This is a genomic window from Proteiniphilum acetatigenes DSM 18083 (genome assembly GCF_000380985.1).
Lineage (GTDB): Bacteria > Bacteroidota > Bacteroidia > Bacteroidales > Dysgonomonadaceae > Proteiniphilum > Proteiniphilum acetatigenes.
The window spans coordinates 19,732-36,189 of record NZ_KB905698.1; the positions used below are offsets into that span (position 1 = coordinate 19,732).

The 16,458-nt window shown below is 44.3% G+C and carries 14 protein-coding genes; 4 read left to right on the forward strand and 10 right to left on the reverse strand.

All coding sequences use genetic code 11. The features are described 5' to 3' along the window. Nucleotides 1-4 precede the first annotated feature (4 nt). From F597_RS0111920 to porX, 10 genes are all read right to left on the reverse strand, one after another. A complete protein-coding gene (locus F597_RS0111920) occupies nucleotides 5-1,171 on the reverse strand; it encodes an MraY family glycosyltransferase (RefSeq protein ID WP_019539977.1) in 1,167 nt (388 codons plus the stop codon). A 65-nt stretch (nucleotides 1,172-1,236) separates the two neighbouring features. After that, nucleotides 1,237-1,764 carry a UpxY family transcription antiterminator gene (locus tag F597_RS0111925; protein ID WP_019539978.1) on the reverse strand — a complete coding sequence of 176 codons (528 nt, stop codon included), beginning with the start codon at nucleotides 1,762-1,764 and terminating at the stop codon, nucleotides 1,237-1,239. Between the two features lie 596 nt (nucleotides 1,765-2,360). Then, a complete protein-coding gene (gene infC / locus F597_RS0111930) occupies nucleotides 2,361-2,921 on the reverse strand; it encodes a translation initiation factor IF-3 (protein WP_019539979.1) in 561 nt (186 codons plus the stop codon). Between the two features lie 65 nt (nucleotides 2,922-2,986). Then, on the reverse strand, nucleotides 2,987-4,942 hold the full coding sequence (gene thrS, locus F597_RS0111935) for a threonine--tRNA ligase (RefSeq protein WP_026327391.1): 1,956 nt from the start codon (nucleotides 4,940-4,942) through the stop codon (nucleotides 2,987-2,989). 259 nt (nucleotides 4,943-5,201) lie between these two features. After that, nucleotides 5,202-5,531, reverse strand: a complete 330-nt coding sequence (locus F597_RS20725; RefSeq protein ID WP_019539981.1) for a heavy-metal-associated domain-containing protein — start codon at nucleotides 5,529-5,531, stop codon at nucleotides 5,202-5,204. A gap of 53 nt (nucleotides 5,532-5,584) precedes the next feature. Continuing rightward, nucleotides 5,585-7,795, reverse strand: a complete 2,211-nt coding sequence (locus F597_RS0111945) for a TonB-dependent receptor (protein ID WP_019539982.1) — start codon at nucleotides 7,793-7,795, stop codon at nucleotides 5,585-5,587. A gap of 99 nt (nucleotides 7,796-7,894) precedes the next feature. Next, on the reverse strand, nucleotides 7,895-8,356 hold the full coding sequence (locus F597_RS0111950) for a hypothetical protein (RefSeq protein WP_019539983.1): 462 nt from the start codon (nucleotides 8,354-8,356) through the stop codon (nucleotides 7,895-7,897). Between the two features lie 48 nt (nucleotides 8,357-8,404). Beyond that, entirely contained in the window at nucleotides 8,405-10,471 is a 2,067-nt protein-coding gene (locus F597_RS0111955) for a tetratricopeptide repeat protein (protein WP_019539984.1), read from the reverse strand. 130 nt (nucleotides 10,472-10,601) lie between these two features. Beyond that, nucleotides 10,602-11,018 (reverse strand): tRNA (adenosine(37)-N6)-threonylcarbamoyltransferase complex ATPase subunit type 1 TsaE, encoded by a 417-nt coding sequence (tsaE, locus tag F597_RS0111960; RefSeq protein WP_019539985.1) that lies wholly within the window; start codon nucleotides 11,016-11,018, stop codon nucleotides 10,602-10,604. A 57-nt stretch (nucleotides 11,019-11,075) separates the two neighbouring features. Continuing rightward, the gene (gene porX / locus F597_RS0111965) at nucleotides 11,076-12,647 is read right to left on the reverse strand and encodes a T9SS response regulator signal transducer PorX (protein WP_019539986.1); all 1,572 of its coding nucleotides are present in this window, start codon (nucleotides 12,645-12,647) and stop codon (nucleotides 11,076-11,078) included. A gap of 259 nt (nucleotides 12,648-12,906) precedes the next feature. On the opposite strand from porX, the gene F597_RS0111970 reads away from it, so the two are divergent. From F597_RS0111970 to mscL, 4 genes are all read left to right on the forward strand, one after another. Continuing rightward, the gene (locus F597_RS0111970; RefSeq protein WP_026327394.1) at nucleotides 12,907-13,545 is read left to right on the forward strand and encodes a 3-keto-disaccharide hydrolase; all 639 of its coding nucleotides are present in this window, start codon (nucleotides 12,907-12,909) and stop codon (nucleotides 13,543-13,545) included. Nucleotides 13,546-13,651: 106 nt separating this feature from the next. Beyond that, nucleotides 13,652-14,881 carry an ornithine--oxo-acid transaminase gene (gene rocD, locus F597_RS0111975; RefSeq protein WP_019539988.1) on the forward strand — a complete coding sequence of 410 codons (1,230 nt, stop codon included), beginning with the start codon at nucleotides 13,652-13,654 and terminating at the stop codon, nucleotides 14,879-14,881. A 4-nt stretch (nucleotides 14,882-14,885) separates the two neighbouring features. Then, nucleotides 14,886-15,788, forward strand: coding sequence for a citrulline utilization hydrolase CtlX (gene ctlX, locus F597_RS0111980; protein WP_019539989.1), 903 nt, complete (start codon nucleotides 14,886-14,888; stop codon nucleotides 15,786-15,788). A 152-nt stretch (nucleotides 15,789-15,940) separates the two neighbouring features. Continuing rightward, nucleotides 15,941-16,357 (forward strand): large-conductance mechanosensitive channel protein MscL, encoded by a 417-nt coding sequence (mscL, locus tag F597_RS0111985; RefSeq protein ID WP_019539990.1) that lies wholly within the window; start codon nucleotides 15,941-15,943, stop codon nucleotides 16,355-16,357. Nucleotides 16,358-16,458: the final 101 nt, after the last annotated feature.

The window sequence follows — 16,458 nt, forward strand, 5'->3', positions numbered from 1 at the left end:
TTATTTAAAATAGTTGGTCGCTTTTTATTTGACCGACCTGTTCCACCGTTATTTTATTTTGAAGAGAAGCTGCACGAGCAGCCCGCTTCACTCCCCGCCTTAAAAAGAAATCGAGAAAAATCCATAGCAGGATAATACCTCCCAACAGCAGGTTGATGTCAAGGAAGGATACGAGAAGGACGGTAATGCCTCCAAAGAAGATCACATTCGTCAGCATGATCAAAGTAGCGACCCTATGGGAGAATCCCAAGTCCAGCAATTGATGATGCATATGGCTTCTATCGGGCTTAAAAGGATTTCTACGCTTAAACAGCCTGAATAATACAACCCTCAGTCCATCAAACAATGGCACAATCAATACAGAGAAACCCAAAACCAATGCTTGGGGCGATTGATCAGAACCGACTGAAACAAAGTGATATACTTTCACGGCAAACACCGAGAGGAGCATGCCAATGGTTAACGATCCGCAATCGCCCATGAATATCTTACTGTGGTTGCTCGCCTTACCAAATATATTATAATAAAAGAATGGAACCAACATACCCAAGGCGGCAAAAGCTAATATACTATAAATATATAGCTGAAGATAAAGGAAAGTAAACCCGAAAAAAAGAAAGGCAAGCATGGCTATGCCTGCCGCCAATCCATCGATACCATCGATAAAGTTAAAAGCATTGATAATGGAAACGATAATAAAGAGGGTAAGGGGAATACCTAATATCGGACTGATTTCATACATTCCAAAAAGGCCGTGCAGATTGTTGACCCATACACCCGATGCTATAAATAACACTGCGGCTATTACCTGGATCAATAGCTTGCTCCGGTAACGGACATCGATCAAATCATCGGCAATACCCGTCAGATACAGGAAAATAATAGCGGACAATACCAGAGTCCACTCCACTAAGGATGATTGGTGAATAGATGAAATTATGGATGTATGCAAAAGAATGTTGACACTCACCACCAAAAGAAAGGAGAGTATCATGGCCGGGAAAAAACCGACACCACCTAACCGTGGAACGATCCCATCATGCACTTTTCTGTCATCATGCGAATCAAACAGGTTTTTTTCAAAACAAATACGTTGAATTTCGGGAAGAAAAAACCATGAAAAAAGCCCGCTGCCAATCAAAGCAGCAATAAGACTGATGTATAGTTCCATTTTGATGAAATTTTGGTGTAGCGGTTTTCTTTTTCCAAGAATAACCAGACTCGATCGTTGAAACTTTATGACTCTATATTTTCCAGCAAGGAAGGATGTATATAATGTGTAGCTACCATTAGGAATCCTCTGATCTGTACTACGACCCGTTTATTGTTCCTCACCCTGACCAATGTCCCTTCCACTCCTTTGAATGGACCACCCGTGATACGCACCCTGGCACCGACCTTGAATTTTAATTTATCGGGACTCAGATACACGATTTCCTCATCATAATTACCGGCCACCGCCATAAAATGAAACATCTCTTCTTCACGGATAGTAATAGGCTCACCAGTACCCTGATCCATAATGTAACGTAATGGGAATTTCAACTTTAACTCATTAATGAGCAGCTGGTTGGATTTTATAAAAATGAGATTATGAATTACTGGCTCTAACTTCTTGACTTTAACACCATTTTTCTCACTAATTTTGTATGTCATAGGCACAAAATTAATGATGTGATTGGCATCGCAGTACTGCTTTACGATCATTTCCCGGCTATAGGTAACCCGTAATGCATACCAATATGACTCATCATACGATGTCATATTTTTGGCTTCACACAAATTAATGAAGGTTCATGACAAACTTCGATTAAAGACATTCCTTGGGGACACCAGAATTACCAAAAAATGCTGGTTTTTTAAATATTATACAAAAAAATAAATAAATTACAAATTCCTATCTCTGCCCCAGAAACAGATCGTTATAATTTACCACAAAGGTAGATAAAGTAGTTTGATTTAACCTTACATAAATTTACATTTAACAAAAATTTCATGCAAATTCCCCCTTATTTTCAGAAAGTTGCACAAAAAATATCTCAAAAAAGACAATACTGTTAAACCAATTTAAATGAATAATTTCTATATTTGCATATCTTGCTCATTGAAAAATATTTACTATAAACAGATACGATACAATTATGTTATTTCTTATCGGGTGTATTTATATTCTGTATGAAGGGATTTTTGGTAATATCTGGACAAATTATCAGTAGCTTCAAGGCAATAGAAAGTCATGTGGGATAAACTGGCTTATACCCCACGTAAAATTGATCCGAATCTGAATTTAAAACAGGTTATCGGAAAATAAATACTAAAAATTACCGGAGAGATTTGGCAAGAGAAGGAGGAAGAACCAACTATTCTTCCTCTTTTTTATTTTCTTTTTTTGCTCCAGGTGTTACCTTTTTCGGGGAGAGCATGATCGACATACGCTTACCTTCCATGATGGGCATATATTCTACTTTAGCATACTCTTCCAGATCGTTGGCAAAACGCAGTAACAATACTTCGCCCTGCTCTTTGAACAGGATGGAGCGTCCTTTGAAAAATACAAATGCCTTCACTTTCGAACCTTCGCTCAGGAAGTTCATGGCGTGTTTCAGTTTAAAGTTATAGTCGTGATCGTCGGTCTGGGGGCCGAAACGGATCTCTTTTACTGTCACCTTTACCGATTTCGCCTTCTGTTCTTTTAACTTTTTCTTTTGTTGGTATACAAATTTCTGGTAGTCGATTACCCTACAGACAGGTGGTTTTGCCGTAGGAGCAATTTCCACAAGGTCTAACTCCTGCTGCTCGGCAATTTTCAAAGCTTCCCTCGTGGGATAGATGCCTTCCTGCACATTGTCTCCTACTAACCGGACTTCCGGTACCCGGATACGCTCATTGATCCGATGTTGCTCTTTTGAGTCTTTTCTCATTCAAAAACTTTTAATGTTCTCTCTTTTACTGATGATCTCTAAATTAGTTCTTTTTATATCAATATTTATAATCCTGATTTCCCGGGATTCATCATTTCTTCTACTTCACGGGAAATTTCTTCGGCAAATGTAAGCAATTTTACCGAACCTTTGTCTTCCCCTCCCTGTTTTCTTACCGAAACCTCTTCATTTTCCACCTCTTTCTCGCCTACGATCAGTAAATAAGGAATGCGTTTCAATTCATTATCACGGATCTTACGCCCTACTTTTTCATTGCGGTCGTCCACCTCGGCACGGATATCGAATTTCTTCAATTCTTTCACTACATCGAAGGCATAACCGTTGAATTTTTCGCTGACCGGAAGTACCACCACCTGTGTAGGAGTAAGCCATAGCGGGAACTTGCCGGCAGTATGCTCGATCAATACCGCCACAAAACGCTCCATCGATCCGAACGGTGCACGGTGGATCATCACGGGACGATGTTTCTGGTTATCTGCTCCGGTATATTCCAGTTCGAACCGTTCGGGCAGGTTATAATCCACCTGGATGGTACCTAGCTGCCAGCGGCGTCCCAATGCATCTTTTACCATAAAATCGAGTTTGGGACCATAAAATGCAGCCTCACCCAATTCCACTCTTGCTTTCAGTCCTTTTTCCTCACAAGCCTCCACGATAGCACGTTCGGCTTTTTCCCAATTTTCATCGGAACCTATATATTTTTCCTTATCATTGGGATCACGGAGGGATATCTGCGCTTCAAAATTTTCGAAATTCAATGCATTGAAGATGATGAAGATGATATCCATCACTTTCAGGAATTCATTTTTCACCTGGTCGGGAGTACAGAAGATATGTGCATCGTCCTGTGTGAAGCCGCGCACGCGGGTCAGCCCGTGCAATTCACCGCTCTGCTCGTAACGGTACACCGTCCCGAATTCCGCCAACCGTAACGGCAGGTCTTTATAGGAACGGGGAAAAGCTTTGTATATCTCGCAGTGATGCGGGCAGTTCATTGGCTTCAGCAGGAACTCCTCTCCCTCTTCGGGAGTTTTGATGGGTTGGAATGAATCTTTACCATATTTGGCATAGTGGCCTGATGTCACATAGAGTTGCTTATGACCGATATGCGGTGTGATCACCTGCTCGTAATCGAACTCACGTTGTATCTTCTTCAGGAAATCCTCCAGGCGGAGACGCAATTGGGTACCTTTAGGCAACCACAAAGGAAGCCCTGATCCCACAGTCTGAGAGAAATGAAAGAGTTGCAGTTCTTTACCTATCTTGCGATGATCCCGTTTTTTTGCCTCTTCGAGCATCACTAAATATTCATCCAGCATCTTCTTCTTGGGAAAAGTGATCCCGTAAAGTCTTGTCAACTGGGGACGCTTTTCGTCACCGCGCCAGTAAGCACCGGCGGAAGACAATATCTTTACTGCCTTAATATAGGATGTATTGGGAAGATGAGGCCCTCGGCATAGGTCGGTAAAACTTCCCTGGGTATAGGTGGTGATGGTCCCATCTTCCAATTCGTTGATCAGCTCTACCTTATAGTTTTCATTCCGGCCGGAAAACATACTGATAGCATCGGGTTTGGATATACTCTGGCGTACTATATCTTCTTTGGCCGCGATCAGTTCCATCATTTTCTTTTCGATGGCGGGGAAATCTGTCTCTTTGATGGTCACACCTTCACCCGGATCCACATCGTAATAGAATCCGTTCTCAATGGCCGGACCTATACCGAATTTTATACCCGGATAGAGTATCTGCAGCGCTTCGGCCATCAGGTGGGCCGACGAGTGCCAATAGGCATGCCTACCCTCTTCATCGTCCCATTTCAGCAACCGGACAGAGGCGTCATGGTCTATGGGCCTTGTCAGGTCCCACGTCTCACCATCCACACTCGCGGCAAGCACCTCCTGTGCCAGCCGTGGACTGATACTGTTTGCGACCTCTATTCCTGTTACTCCTTTTTCATATTCCCTGACAGATCCGTCGGGAAATGTAATTTTTATCATATTTGTATCCATTAAAATGAAACTATCTACCTCATACTTTGTGAAATTGGTTCCAGGCAAGCCTGTTCTCTGCCTGTTCAGTTTATCGAAATAGTTTCATTCACTATTTCAATTTACATTAGACTATTCCTGCGTTCGGCAAAACGAGTAAACTCGTTCTGCTCTCTCTTATCGGAACAGTTTAAGAATGCAAAAATAGTGATTTTGTGCTATGTAAAGAAAAAAAGATCGTTTTTTCTATAAAGAAACGGTAGATGAATTATTTCTTCTTTACCGGTTGTTCTATGGGTTTTGCTTCGACCACTTCTAACTTCACCTTCTCAAACGCCAACTGCAATTTTTCCGGATCGGTACGGTCGGCACGATACCTGATCTGCACGGTGCTTCCGTCTTTGCCGTACGTAATACCGGTCACGCCTTTTTCGAATGCAATGTTGTTATCGATCTTCCTTTTGCAATTCTGACAGATCTCTTCATTGAGTGTGAACTCGATCACTTCCTGTTTTTTCTCTTTCTTTTGTTGTTTCTGGGCGAAACCAATGCCTGTGGATAAGGCAATCACTGCAAATAATGCAATTATCTTCTTCATTTTTTTGTTTTAATAGTTTGTACTTGTCAATTATCATCACATCAGCAAATCGATTAATATCTCGGTATATTATACCGCAGTCCGGCGTAGATCTTCCTTCCGTGTACAGGCCCCCACACCATGGTAGCATCAAAATTCCCGCTGCGCGGATTGGCTGCATCGATGATCGGGTTCTCCTGACGGAAATCGAACAGGTTTTCCACTCCCAAATATACAGAGAAATTCCGAAAGAATTTGGTTATTTGTCCGTTTACAATGGTGAAAGGATCAAAACGTTCGTCCCACAACGGGTTGTCCCTATCGGGTAAAGGCATACGCCCGCCACCGTTGAACTGACCGGTCAGGTCGAACTGCCATTTTCTCAGCGGCGTCTGGTACGAAGCGGTGATCAACCCTTTATAATCGTTCATCAATGGTTTGGAGAGAAAACGGATCTCTCCAGTGAGCCAATCCCTGTAGTCCGACATAGACTGTGTGTAACGGTAGGCTGCTGTGAATGTAAAGCCGGTAAAGAAAGGATAGCTTGCCTCTATCTGCGCACTATTGGAATAGGATCTCCCGCCATTCAGGTTGTAAAAGCTGATGGCATGCGGATCGCTATCCACATCCACTACCACCTGTTTATTGAAACGGGTATGGTAATATTCTCCCGTCAAAGTTAACTCTTTGTCCCCTACAGGAATATATAACGTGGCGTTTACCCCGGCATTCCAGGCCTCTTCCTGATGGAGATTATCGGCGATATTGATTTCCCGCGAACTGGCTAGCAGGTAATTATTTTCGGCAAGGATATTGGCTGTACGGAATCCCTTGCCGATGGAGGCACGAAGGTGTATCCATTCCACAGGGTTATACTTCAGGTGCAGGCGTGGAGTTACAAAGAAGCCGTAGAGACTGCTGTAATCGGCACGGATACCTCCTAAAGCAATGAACTTGTTGTTGAAGTTGAATGTGTATTGGGCATAAGCGCCAGTGACAGTCTCTTCCCTGTCGGAGGGTGTTGTGTCCAGCATTTCGTCAAACCCATCGTAATTAAGGCTTAATCCTGTACTGAGATTGTGCATGGCAGAGAAATCCTTTTCGTACAGCAGGCTCATATAAAGGTTCTTCTGATTCACGTCATACACTGTCTTATCGTACAGCGACTTTTGGTCATGTACCGATCCTGATGCAATCAGCGCTACGCTCTCCGCCAGTTCGTCGGCCCTGAAAACATAGGCCTGTTTGGTGTAAAACTCCCCGCGGTTCGTATTCAATGTGATCCGGTACGGATCGTCGAATGAATGGTGCGACAGGTCTTGTCCGCCCTCACGGTCCTCTTTAATATACTTGAATCCGTATTGGGCCACATATTTTCCGGCTTCGTGGTTCCAGCGATTCATTAAATTGAATTGCCGCGTTTTGGGGTAATCCAGAAAACCATCCTCGTTACGGTCATGAGGATGCCGGTCATTCGAATAGTGTGCAAAAAGAGCGGTCGTAAGATTATCATTGAAGTGAACGCTTGCATCCGCATTAGCTTCCATTCTCAGGGCGTCACTTCCGAAAAGGTTCAGCGAAAACTTATCCATCGTCTGCGGCTTCTTGTACTCCACGTTTATTTGTCCGGCAAGCGCTTCGTAACCGTTCTTCACTGATGAAGTGCCTTTGGAGACATAAATACCTTCCATCCATGCACCGGGAATATAATCCATGCCGAATGGCGAGGCTACGCCGCGGAAATTGGGGTAATTCTCCGTAAGCATCTGCACGTATGTGCCGGCCAAGCCGAGTAGCTTTATCTGTTTGGCGCCGGTAGCGGCATCGCTATAAGCCACATCCACCGAGGGATTAGTCTCGAAGCTCTCTCCTAAGTTACAGCATGCCGCACGGTGGATCTCTCCCAGTGTGATTTTCTGCGTTTGCGCAACGGCCGACCGTTGCGATACCGTTCCGGGTGTTCGCCTGCTGACAACCAGTTCGTCAAGCAGTTGCGTATCCTCTTTCAGATACACTTTCAATTCATTATTGGCATCGTGGATATGCAGGCTTTGCGGTTCATATCCGGTATATGTGATAATGAGATGCTCGTGATCACCAGGCGCATCAATCTCAAAGTATCCGTTGATGTCCGAGGTAACTCCTTTGTTTGATTTTTCCCAATAGATATTCGCACCGATCACAGGTTCATTCTGCTCATCAAATATATAGCCGCGTATTTTATCGGCTGCCGTCAGGGGAAATGTGAGGACAGATATGAATAAGTATAATATAATCTTTTGCATTTGTAATATAATTTAGTGAAACATGAAAGATCTGCATGCACTAAAGCATGCAATTTCCATACTTTCCCTTTGTAGAGAGGCCGGAGAAAAAGCTATTCACTAAATTATAAGGGTAGTGAGCAAAGAAAAGTAATCCTGTTTGCTAAGGTCAGGTGGTTTTTGTGTTTGTCTGTTCCCCCAGGATGCCGGGGAGAGGAGCTCCACAATGGCAGTATCCCGTGCAGTACAGGAAAAGAGGGTATTATTCAGATCAATAACCGCCGGCTGTAGCTGTATCTGGTTCCCCTGGGATGACTGCCAGTCGAATTTGATCCTGTCTACGCCGCATTCACTGTGAGATTCACTGACGAATCGGCTACACTCATGACCTGTACCAGGAGTAACGATGCGACCGTCATGGTGATGGTGGTGTATTTCGCAACATTTGTGTTCCATAACGGCGCTCGGCCCTTCCACACGACAATCGCCGCAGCAGTAGAAATAAGCGTTCACTCCCGATCCGCCGTAAACAATGAGGGCGGAAAGGAATATACCCAGAAATATGGAAACACTCCGTTGCATCACTTCGCAAAGATAGGAAACTTTTTCGTTTTTTAATGAATTTATATACTACTGCATCCGTTTAATGATACTGTACGACTGTACGATACCCAATTCACCCGCTTTACGAAGATCGTCAAGCCCTTCCCGTGTCTCACCGATAGACAAGCGCGATATTCCCCGGTTAAAGTAAGCTTCGGCAAATTGTGGTTCTAACTCGATAGCTTTCGTATAGTCGGCAATGGCTGCACGGTAATCTTTTTCAAGACTGAAAATCTCTGCCCGGTTGTAATAAGCATACATAAAATTGGGATTCAGACGGATAATTGTTTCATATTCCCTCAGTATCTCCTCATATTCAATCGATTTGGTAGAGATCTCCGGTAATCTGGGCTTACCGGCTATCCCATTCCCGGCAGATCCGGGAAGATCAATTCCCATATTCCTGTCCATCATAAGTGGCTCGCTTTGCAGGCGGTCATACTCAATCTGCTTGGAACGGATCACAGCCCATGCAAAATGAGCCACCAACAGGTCCGGATTCAACTCGATAGCCCGGCGCATGTCCTTTAATGCATTTTCGTAATCCTGCACCAGCATAAAATCCATTCCTCGTCCGAAATAATGCGAAGCGTCGCCCGGCTCCCTGTCGATCCTGGCAGAATAGTTATCGATTGAGCGGAAATGGGTCTGTACCTGAAGTTCATTCAGCGGCGCATCCCGGTTTGTCATCTTCAGCAACCAGGTGAGGCCAAGCTCTCTATTCGCCTGATCCATCGTTTCGGAATAATATACCGGACGGCGCACTTCATAATCACGCTCGTAATAAGTCAGCACGAATCGTGGCTCCAGTTCAATCGGAGCACTAATATTTTGCACGCGCCCCCTGCTTTGGCGCTGGTATTTTGTATTTTCCGACTCTCCCCTGTCGGCTACTACTAAGAGGTTGAATTTCTCAATATCCCGGTCGGTCTGTTCACGGGTATCTTTGCTCTCCGATCTTTCTCTCACCTGCTTGAAAGGCTCAGGGTTTGCTGTCGCCACCTTACGGGCTTTAGACTCTTCAGCCCGCGCAAGCATATAATCCTGCTCGGCTCCACGCAAGTCATTGAGTTCACGCTTCAACTGCGAACGCATATAATAACCGGTAAAGAAATCGGGATGTTCTTCCAGTACAACATTAAGGTCGTTCAAGGCACTGGCTTTGTCTCCTATCTCGTTGTGCAGCATCGCCCGGTTCAGGTAGGCGATAGTATTTTCAGGATCCAGTTCAATCACCCTGTCAAAATCGCGTACTGCTCTGTTATTATCGGCAACCTGCGCACGCAACAGACCTCTGTTAAAACGGGCAATAAGGTTGTTTTCATCCATTTCTATCACCCTGTCGTAATCAGCCATCGCTCCACGCAGATCATTCAGATGATACTTCACCAATCCCCGGTTGATATAATTTCCTTCAAAATAGGGATCTAACCTGATCGCTTCATCCAGATCGGCAAGAGAACTATTATAGTCTCCCTGTTGAAAATGAAGCAATCCACGGGCTGCAAAGGTCTGTGCAGTATATGGATCCTTCTCTATCGCTGTATTCAGGTCGGCCATCGCCTTCGTGGTATCCTCCATCTGGATATACATGTGTGAACGGGCAAGGTATCCTGGGGTATAATCCGGGAAACGTCGTAAAAGCACATCAAAAAACTTCTCTGCAATATCATATTGCTTCAGTTCAATATTAACGATACCCATATTGACCAGTGTAAGCCTGTCTTCCGGATAGAATTCGAGACTTCTCTGGTAATCTACTGCAGCCTCCTCATATTTCTCCTGATTCTGTCGGGCAGCACCACGAAGCTGATATGCAGCGGTATAGTAGGGATTACGCACCAGACAGTTACTGGCATCTTCTTCAGCTCCCTGGAAGTCGTCGAGCATAAACTTAGCTACCGCCCTGAAATAGTAAGGGTCAGCCAGATAAGGCTTGGCCGTTATCACCTGGTTAAAATACTGTATTGCCAGCACGTAATCTTCAAAATATAACGCATTCTTCCCGATCATCATCACGCGGTCGGTATTGACCTGCGCAGATGTAGTGAGTGATGTAAGTAAAATAAAGGCAGCAATGATCGTTTTCTTCATCTTTAGTCTTTTCAATGTGCGAATATATAGATTTTTCCGCATTTTTTGTCCCGATTCGCCTATTTGAGTGTTTCTTTTTCAATTCGTTTAATAGAACTTATCCCATTTTGCATAACGAATGCTGTCTGTCTTACGATATACACTCTATAATCCTGCTTCCACTATCCGTTTCCCGTATGGATAGCTTGACGGTATTCTCCGGTAATATTTGCTCCACCAGTTCCGGCCATTCGATAAAGCAGGTATGCCCGCTGTAGAGATAATCTTCATAACCGAAATCAAACACCTCCTCGAGTTTGTGGATACGATAAAAGTCAAAATGGTAGATCGGCTCTCCGTTCTCCCCCTTGTATTCATTGATAATGGCAAACGTAGGACTGGCAACAGTTTCCGTTACTCCAAGTTCTTTGCAGACTGCCTTGATAAAAGTAGTTTTTCCAGCCCCCATGCCTCCGTAAAAGGCGAAAACAGTGCGATCGCTCATTTGATCGATGAATTCCCGTGCTGCCGGTTGAAGTGTCTCTAAATTCTTTATTTCGATTTGCATGATAATTGATGTACTGATTTGATGATGTGATGATGTACTGATTTGCCAATACGAATATTAGTAATTAGTAATTGGTAATTTCGAATCTAACGTGACAACCGGAATCATCATCTCCTCCATAGAAATACCCCCATGCTGAAAACTATTTTCATAATAGGACTGATAATGATTATAGTTATTGGGATAGACAAAAAAATCATCATTCACTGCAAAGATATAACGAGTGCTCATATTTGGGGATGGCAATCCGGTATTTTCGGGACGAATAATATCAAATAGCACCTTGGGATCATATCCCAGATTCTTTCCTAATTTATAACGGAGGTTTACTCCGGTCTCCTTGTCTCCGACCACCTTCACCCCTTTTTTCACCCTTATAGAGCCATGATCGGTAGTGAGCACCACTTTATAGCCTCTCTCTGCTATTTTTCCCAGCAGAGCCGATAAAGGAGAATGCAGGAACCAGGACCTGGTAAGTGACCGGTAAGCCGATTCATCGGCTGCAAGTTCCCTGATCATCCTCGACTCTGTACGAGCATGAGAAAGCAGGTCGATGAAATTGAATACCAATAGGTTCAGGTCATATTTCTCCAGCTCCGGGAATCGGGCGACCAACTTTTCACCTTCCAGATTCCTGTTGACCTTATGATAGGAGAAGTGGCAACTTCTCCCCTGTCGCTCCAGATGTGTCTTAACAAATAATTCTTCATGAAGATTCTTCCCTTCATCCTCCGATTCATTTACCCAAAAATCGGGAAACATTTCCGACAACTGTCTCGGCATTAATCCCGAAAAAACAGCATTTCTTGCATAAGGCGTGGCTGTAGGTAGAATAGAAAAATAGATATCCTCCCTACAGGTAAAAAACTCGCCTGCAATATCTTTCACAGCTTGCCATTGATCGAATCGGAAATTATCGATCAGTATAAAAAAGAGCTTCTCTCCCTTATCTATAGTGGGGAATACAAACCGCTCAAACAGGTCGGGGCTCATCACAGGACGGTCAGGATGATCACGGCCGTCTATAATCCACCTTTCGTAGCTTCTCCGGATAAATTTTGCAAATAGACGATTTGCCTCTGCTTTCTGTGCTGCCAGCATCTCACGCATCGGGCTCTGTGTCTGATCCAGCTTCAATTCCCAAAACACCAGTTTTTTATACACAGATATCCAATCGTTCGCCGTCCTGCAATCCTCTATTTCGGCAATCAGAAGGTTAAACAGATCCCGGTATTCCTGTGTAACCACTTCCGTCATACGTTCACCCTGTTCAAGTATTTTCTTTATACTCATCAGCACCTGACTGGGATTGACCGGTTTGATGAGGTAATCAGTGATCTTTTTTCCGATAGCGCGATTCATTATACCTTCATCCTCGCTTTTGGTAACCATCACCACCGGCATTTCAGGATAGGATGAATGAAGTTCCGCGAGGGTTTCCAGTCCTGACAAGCCAGGCATCTGTTCATCCAGGAAAACAATATCAAACCGTTGTGAACGGCATAGTTCAATCGCATCACGGCCGTTATTGACACACTGCATCCCATATCCCTTCTCTTCCAGAAAAAGAATATATGGTTTCAGGAGATCTACCTCATCATCTACCCAGAGCAATCGTGCTTTGACCATCCGTTTGAGTCCTCTTAATCTACTTGTTATCGAAGATTGAACAAATGTATCTATTTCCACGGTAACTCACAATTTTTTTACTTTTTTTGGGACTCCATCCTGACTATACGGAATTTTATAGATCATCATTCTATTTATCGTATGAAAAAGCTTATATTTGTAGCTATTGAACTATTAGAGCAGAAATAAGACTTGCTTTGGTTTACCGAACGCAGATGAGGATCAATTTTAATAAACTATATAATTTAAATTTATGCAGATGCAAACAACAAGACTATCAATTGTTATCCTACTGGCCTTTTTGGCAGTAAGTTGCGGACAACAGTCCGGTGAGATTTTCAATGGTAAAGACCTGTCGAACTGGAATTTTGTCGTCGAAAACAATGCGATACCGGGAGACCAGGTATACACGGTGAAAGAAGGAGTGATCTCGATAAAAGGCGAGCCGCTCGGTTATATGTATACAAAAGAGAAGTACCGCAATTTCACGCTCGAGTTGGAATACCGTTGGGCGGGAGAAGCAAGCAACAGCGGAGTTTTTATTCTGATTGAAGATCCTGCGAATCCATTCCCCAGGGGGATAGAATGCCAGTTGATGGCCGGAAAGGCTGGTGATTTCGTATTACTGAATGGCTCCGACCTGAACGAGTACACGCTACCCGAAGGAGTAACGGAGCGACCAAAATTTCCTGTGATCGAGAAACTACATCCTTCGAGCGAAAAACCTGACGGAGAGTGGAACAAAGTACAGGTTACAGTAATAGACGGTGCCATCTCGGTCTATATCAACGATGTATTACAAAACGAAGCGACCAGCAAGGTGAAAGAGGGACACATAGGTCTCCAGAGCGAAGGTAAAGAGGTACAATTTCGTAATCTGGTGCTCAGGGAAGCATAAGAGAGTGAAAAGGTGAAAAGGTGAAAAGGTGGAAAGGTGGAAAAGAAGTGAAGAAGAAAAAAGACAGAATAGAATAAGAATAAAAAATAATTAACCACTTATAATCATGAATTTATCAGCTGCAACAAGACAGTATATTGACCTGGAAGAGAAGTACGGGGCACACAATTATCATCCTCTGCCGGTAGTACTATCCCGTGGGAAAGGGTGTTATGTCTGGGATGTGGATGGAAAGAGATATTTCGATTTTCTATCGGCTTATTCCGCGGTAAATCAGGGACACTGTCACCCTAAGATTGTAAGGGCCCTGAAGGAGCAGGCAGAGAAACTTTGCCTTACTTCCCGCGCCTTTTACAACGATACACTGGGGCCATACGAAAAGTTTATTCATGATTATTTCGGTTATGATAAGGTATTACCGATGAATAGTGGCGCCGAAGCGGTGGAAACGGCATTGAAACTGGCCAGGAAATGGGGTTATCTTAAAAAGGGAATTCCTGAAACGGAAGCAGTCATTATAGCATGTGAGGGCAATTTTCACGGTAGGACTATCTCTATTGTCTCTGTCTCCACCGATCCCGACGCCCGTGCCGATTATGGACCTTATACTCCTGGATTCGAGGTCATTCCTTACAACGATCCGAAGGCCCTAGCCTCTGCTTTAAAGGAGAAAGCAGATTCTATTGCCGGATTCCTGGTGGAGCCTATCCAGGGGGAAGCAGGCGTGAATGTACCGGACGACGGTTATCTGAGGAGTTGTTACGAACTCTGTAAAAAGCATAATGTGCTCTTCATTGCCGATGAAGTGCAGACCGGTATTGCCCGAACCGGTCGGAAACTCTGTTGCGATCATGAAGGGATCCGCCCCGATATAGTAATCCTGGGAAAAGCCGTCTCTGGTGGCGTACTACCCGTCTCAGCAGTGTTGGCCGACGACGAAATCATGCTTACCATCCAACCCGGCCAGCATGGCTCCACTTTCGGAGGGTTCCCTCTGGCCTGCAAAGTAGCAACCGCCGCCTTGGAAGTGATAGAAGAGGAAAAACTGGCTGAAAAGGCCGAATATTTGGGACAGATCTTCCGTGAAGAGATGAAAAAGATAGAAAGTCCTTTCATCAGGCTGATCAGGGGGAAAGGATTACTCAATGCCATTGTGATCGAACCGTATAACGATAAGCATGCGTGGGATGTCTGCCTGAAGATGGCTGAAAACGGGCTGCTGGCGAAGCCGACCCATGATCATATTATCCGCTTTGCTCCACCATTAGTGATCACTGAAGAGGAACTGAAGGAAGCAATCGGTATCATCAGAGAATCAATTAAATCATTGGAATAAATTTATGCAGACAACATCCAAAATACTGATGGTTCGTCCCTTCAGGTTTGCCTTTAACGAAGAGACAGCACAGAACAACTACTTCCAACAGGCGGGGGAGTCCGGTTCTGTAGCCGTTAAAGCGCTTGAAGAATTTGATGCTTTCGTGAGCCAGCTCCGTGGCAAAGATGTAGATGTGACGGTTGTACAGGACACACCCGAGCCGTGGACTCCCGATTCGATTTTCCCAAATAACTGGTTTTCGTCGCATATCTCGGGGGAGTTGGTGCTCTACCCCATGTTCGCCGAGAACCGCAGGCAGGAAAGAAAACGGGAGGTGTTGGACTTACTGACCCGAAAAATGAATCACCGCAAAGTGATTGATTTGACACACTGGGAAAAGGAGGGCGAATTTCTGGAAGGTACAGGAAGTATGGTATTCGACCGGGACAAACGGATTGCATATTGTTGCCGTTCACCACGCACTTCGGAGAAAGTGTTGGCGGACTTTTGCGCACGATTGAATTATGACGCCGTAGTATTCAATGCAACCGACAAAAACGGGAACCATATTTATCATACCAACGTGATGATGGCAGTGGGCAACCAGGTGGCGATTGTCTGTCTCGAGTCGATCAAAGATGATAATGAACGACAGAAAGTGGTTTCCAGACTGATCTCTGGGGGAAAGATCATTGTCGATATCTCTTTGGATCAGGTAGTCCGGTTCGCGGGAAATATGCTTGAAGTAAAAAGCCGAAACGGCCAACCAATTATGGTGATGTCGACTTCTGCCCGCAGTGCCCTGACGGCAGCACAAGAAACTGTCATATCAACCTATAATACCATTTTGTCCGCACCATTATCTACCATCGAGACAAATGGAGGAGGATCGGCACGGTGCATGCTGGCGGAGATTTTTTATTAAAACAGGGCTTTTTACACTTTTTTTATTTACTTTGCAGAATGAATAATTTCGTCAAGCATATACAAATGCCATTCGCCAGTTAGCGGATGACGATGTCAGGCTTGTAAACGAGTTTATAATCCAGCATTTTTCAACCCAATTAATCAAAAACTATGTCATTCAGATCAGAACTAAAAGAATTCTTAATGCGCGGCAGCGTGGTGGACATGGCCGTGGGTATCGTGATTGGCGGCGCTTTCGGGAAGATCGTTACATCTTTCGTGAACGACATCCTTATGCCACCACTCGCATTGATCTCAAACCAGGGACAATTCGTAGACCTTAAACTTGTTTTAAGACAGGCAGTAATGGACGGAGCAGAAGTGGTTACACCTGCCGTTACCTGGAATTACGGTGCTTTCATTCAGACAATCGTCGACTTCCTGATCATCGGTACGGCCATTTTCATGGTGATCAAAGCAATGAATTCTCTGAAGCGAAAGAAAGAGGAAGTCCCTGCACCTCCTCCCGAACCGACCAAGGAAGAGACATTATTGACGGAAATCCGTGACTTGTTAAAGAACAAGTAGTTAAAAAGCATACCATGTTATCCGGAGCGAAGCGGGCCAATAAATTTACCAAAACTGAAAATCCGCAACGCCCCGGGACAGGGTAGCTGATAATCCGCAAA

Bases quoted from the DNA above. Each gene is read 5' to 3' on its own strand.
- F597_RS0111920 (WP_019539977.1), bottom strand. From the start codon at position 1,171: ATGGAACTATACATCAGTCTTATTGCTGCTTTGATTGGCAGCGGGCTT.
- F597_RS0111925 (WP_019539978.1), bottom strand. From the start codon at position 1,764: ATGACATCGTATGATGAGTCATATTGGTATGCATTACGGGTTACCTAT.
- infC (WP_019539979.1), bottom strand. From the start codon at position 2,921: ATGAGAAAAGACTCAAAAGAGCAACATCGGATCAATGAGCGTATCCGG.
- thrS (WP_026327391.1), bottom strand. From the start codon at position 4,942: ATGATAAAAATTACATTTCCCGACGGATCTGTCAGGGAATATGAAAAA.
- F597_RS20725 (WP_019539981.1), bottom strand. From the start codon at position 5,531: ATGAAGAAGATAATTGCATTATTTGCAGTGATTGCCTTATCCACAGGC.
- F597_RS0111945 (WP_019539982.1), bottom strand. From the start codon at position 7,795: ATGCAAAAGATTATATTATACTTATTCATATCTGTCCTCACATTTCCC.
- F597_RS0111950 (WP_019539983.1), bottom strand. From the start codon at position 8,356: ATGCAACGGAGTGTTTCCATATTTCTGGGTATATTCCTTTCCGCCCTC.
- F597_RS0111955 (WP_019539984.1), bottom strand. From the start codon at position 10,471: ATGAAGAAAACGATCATTGCTGCCTTTATTTTACTTACATCACTCACT.
- tsaE (WP_019539985.1), bottom strand. From the start codon at position 11,018: ATGCAAATCGAAATAAAGAATTTAGAGACACTTCAACCGGCAGCACGG.
- porX (WP_019539986.1), bottom strand. From the start codon at position 12,647: ATGGTCAAAGCACGATTGCTCTGGGTAGATGATGAGGTAGATCTCCTG.
- F597_RS0111970 (WP_026327394.1), top strand. From the start codon at position 12,907: ATGCAAACAACAAGACTATCAATTGTTATCCTACTGGCCTTTTTGGCA.
- rocD (WP_019539988.1), top strand. From the start codon at position 13,652: ATGAATTTATCAGCTGCAACAAGACAGTATATTGACCTGGAAGAGAAG.
- ctlX (WP_019539989.1), top strand. From the start codon at position 14,886: ATGCAGACAACATCCAAAATACTGATGGTTCGTCCCTTCAGGTTTGCC.
- mscL (WP_019539990.1), top strand. From the start codon at position 15,941: ATGTCATTCAGATCAGAACTAAAAGAATTCTTAATGCGCGGCAGCGTG.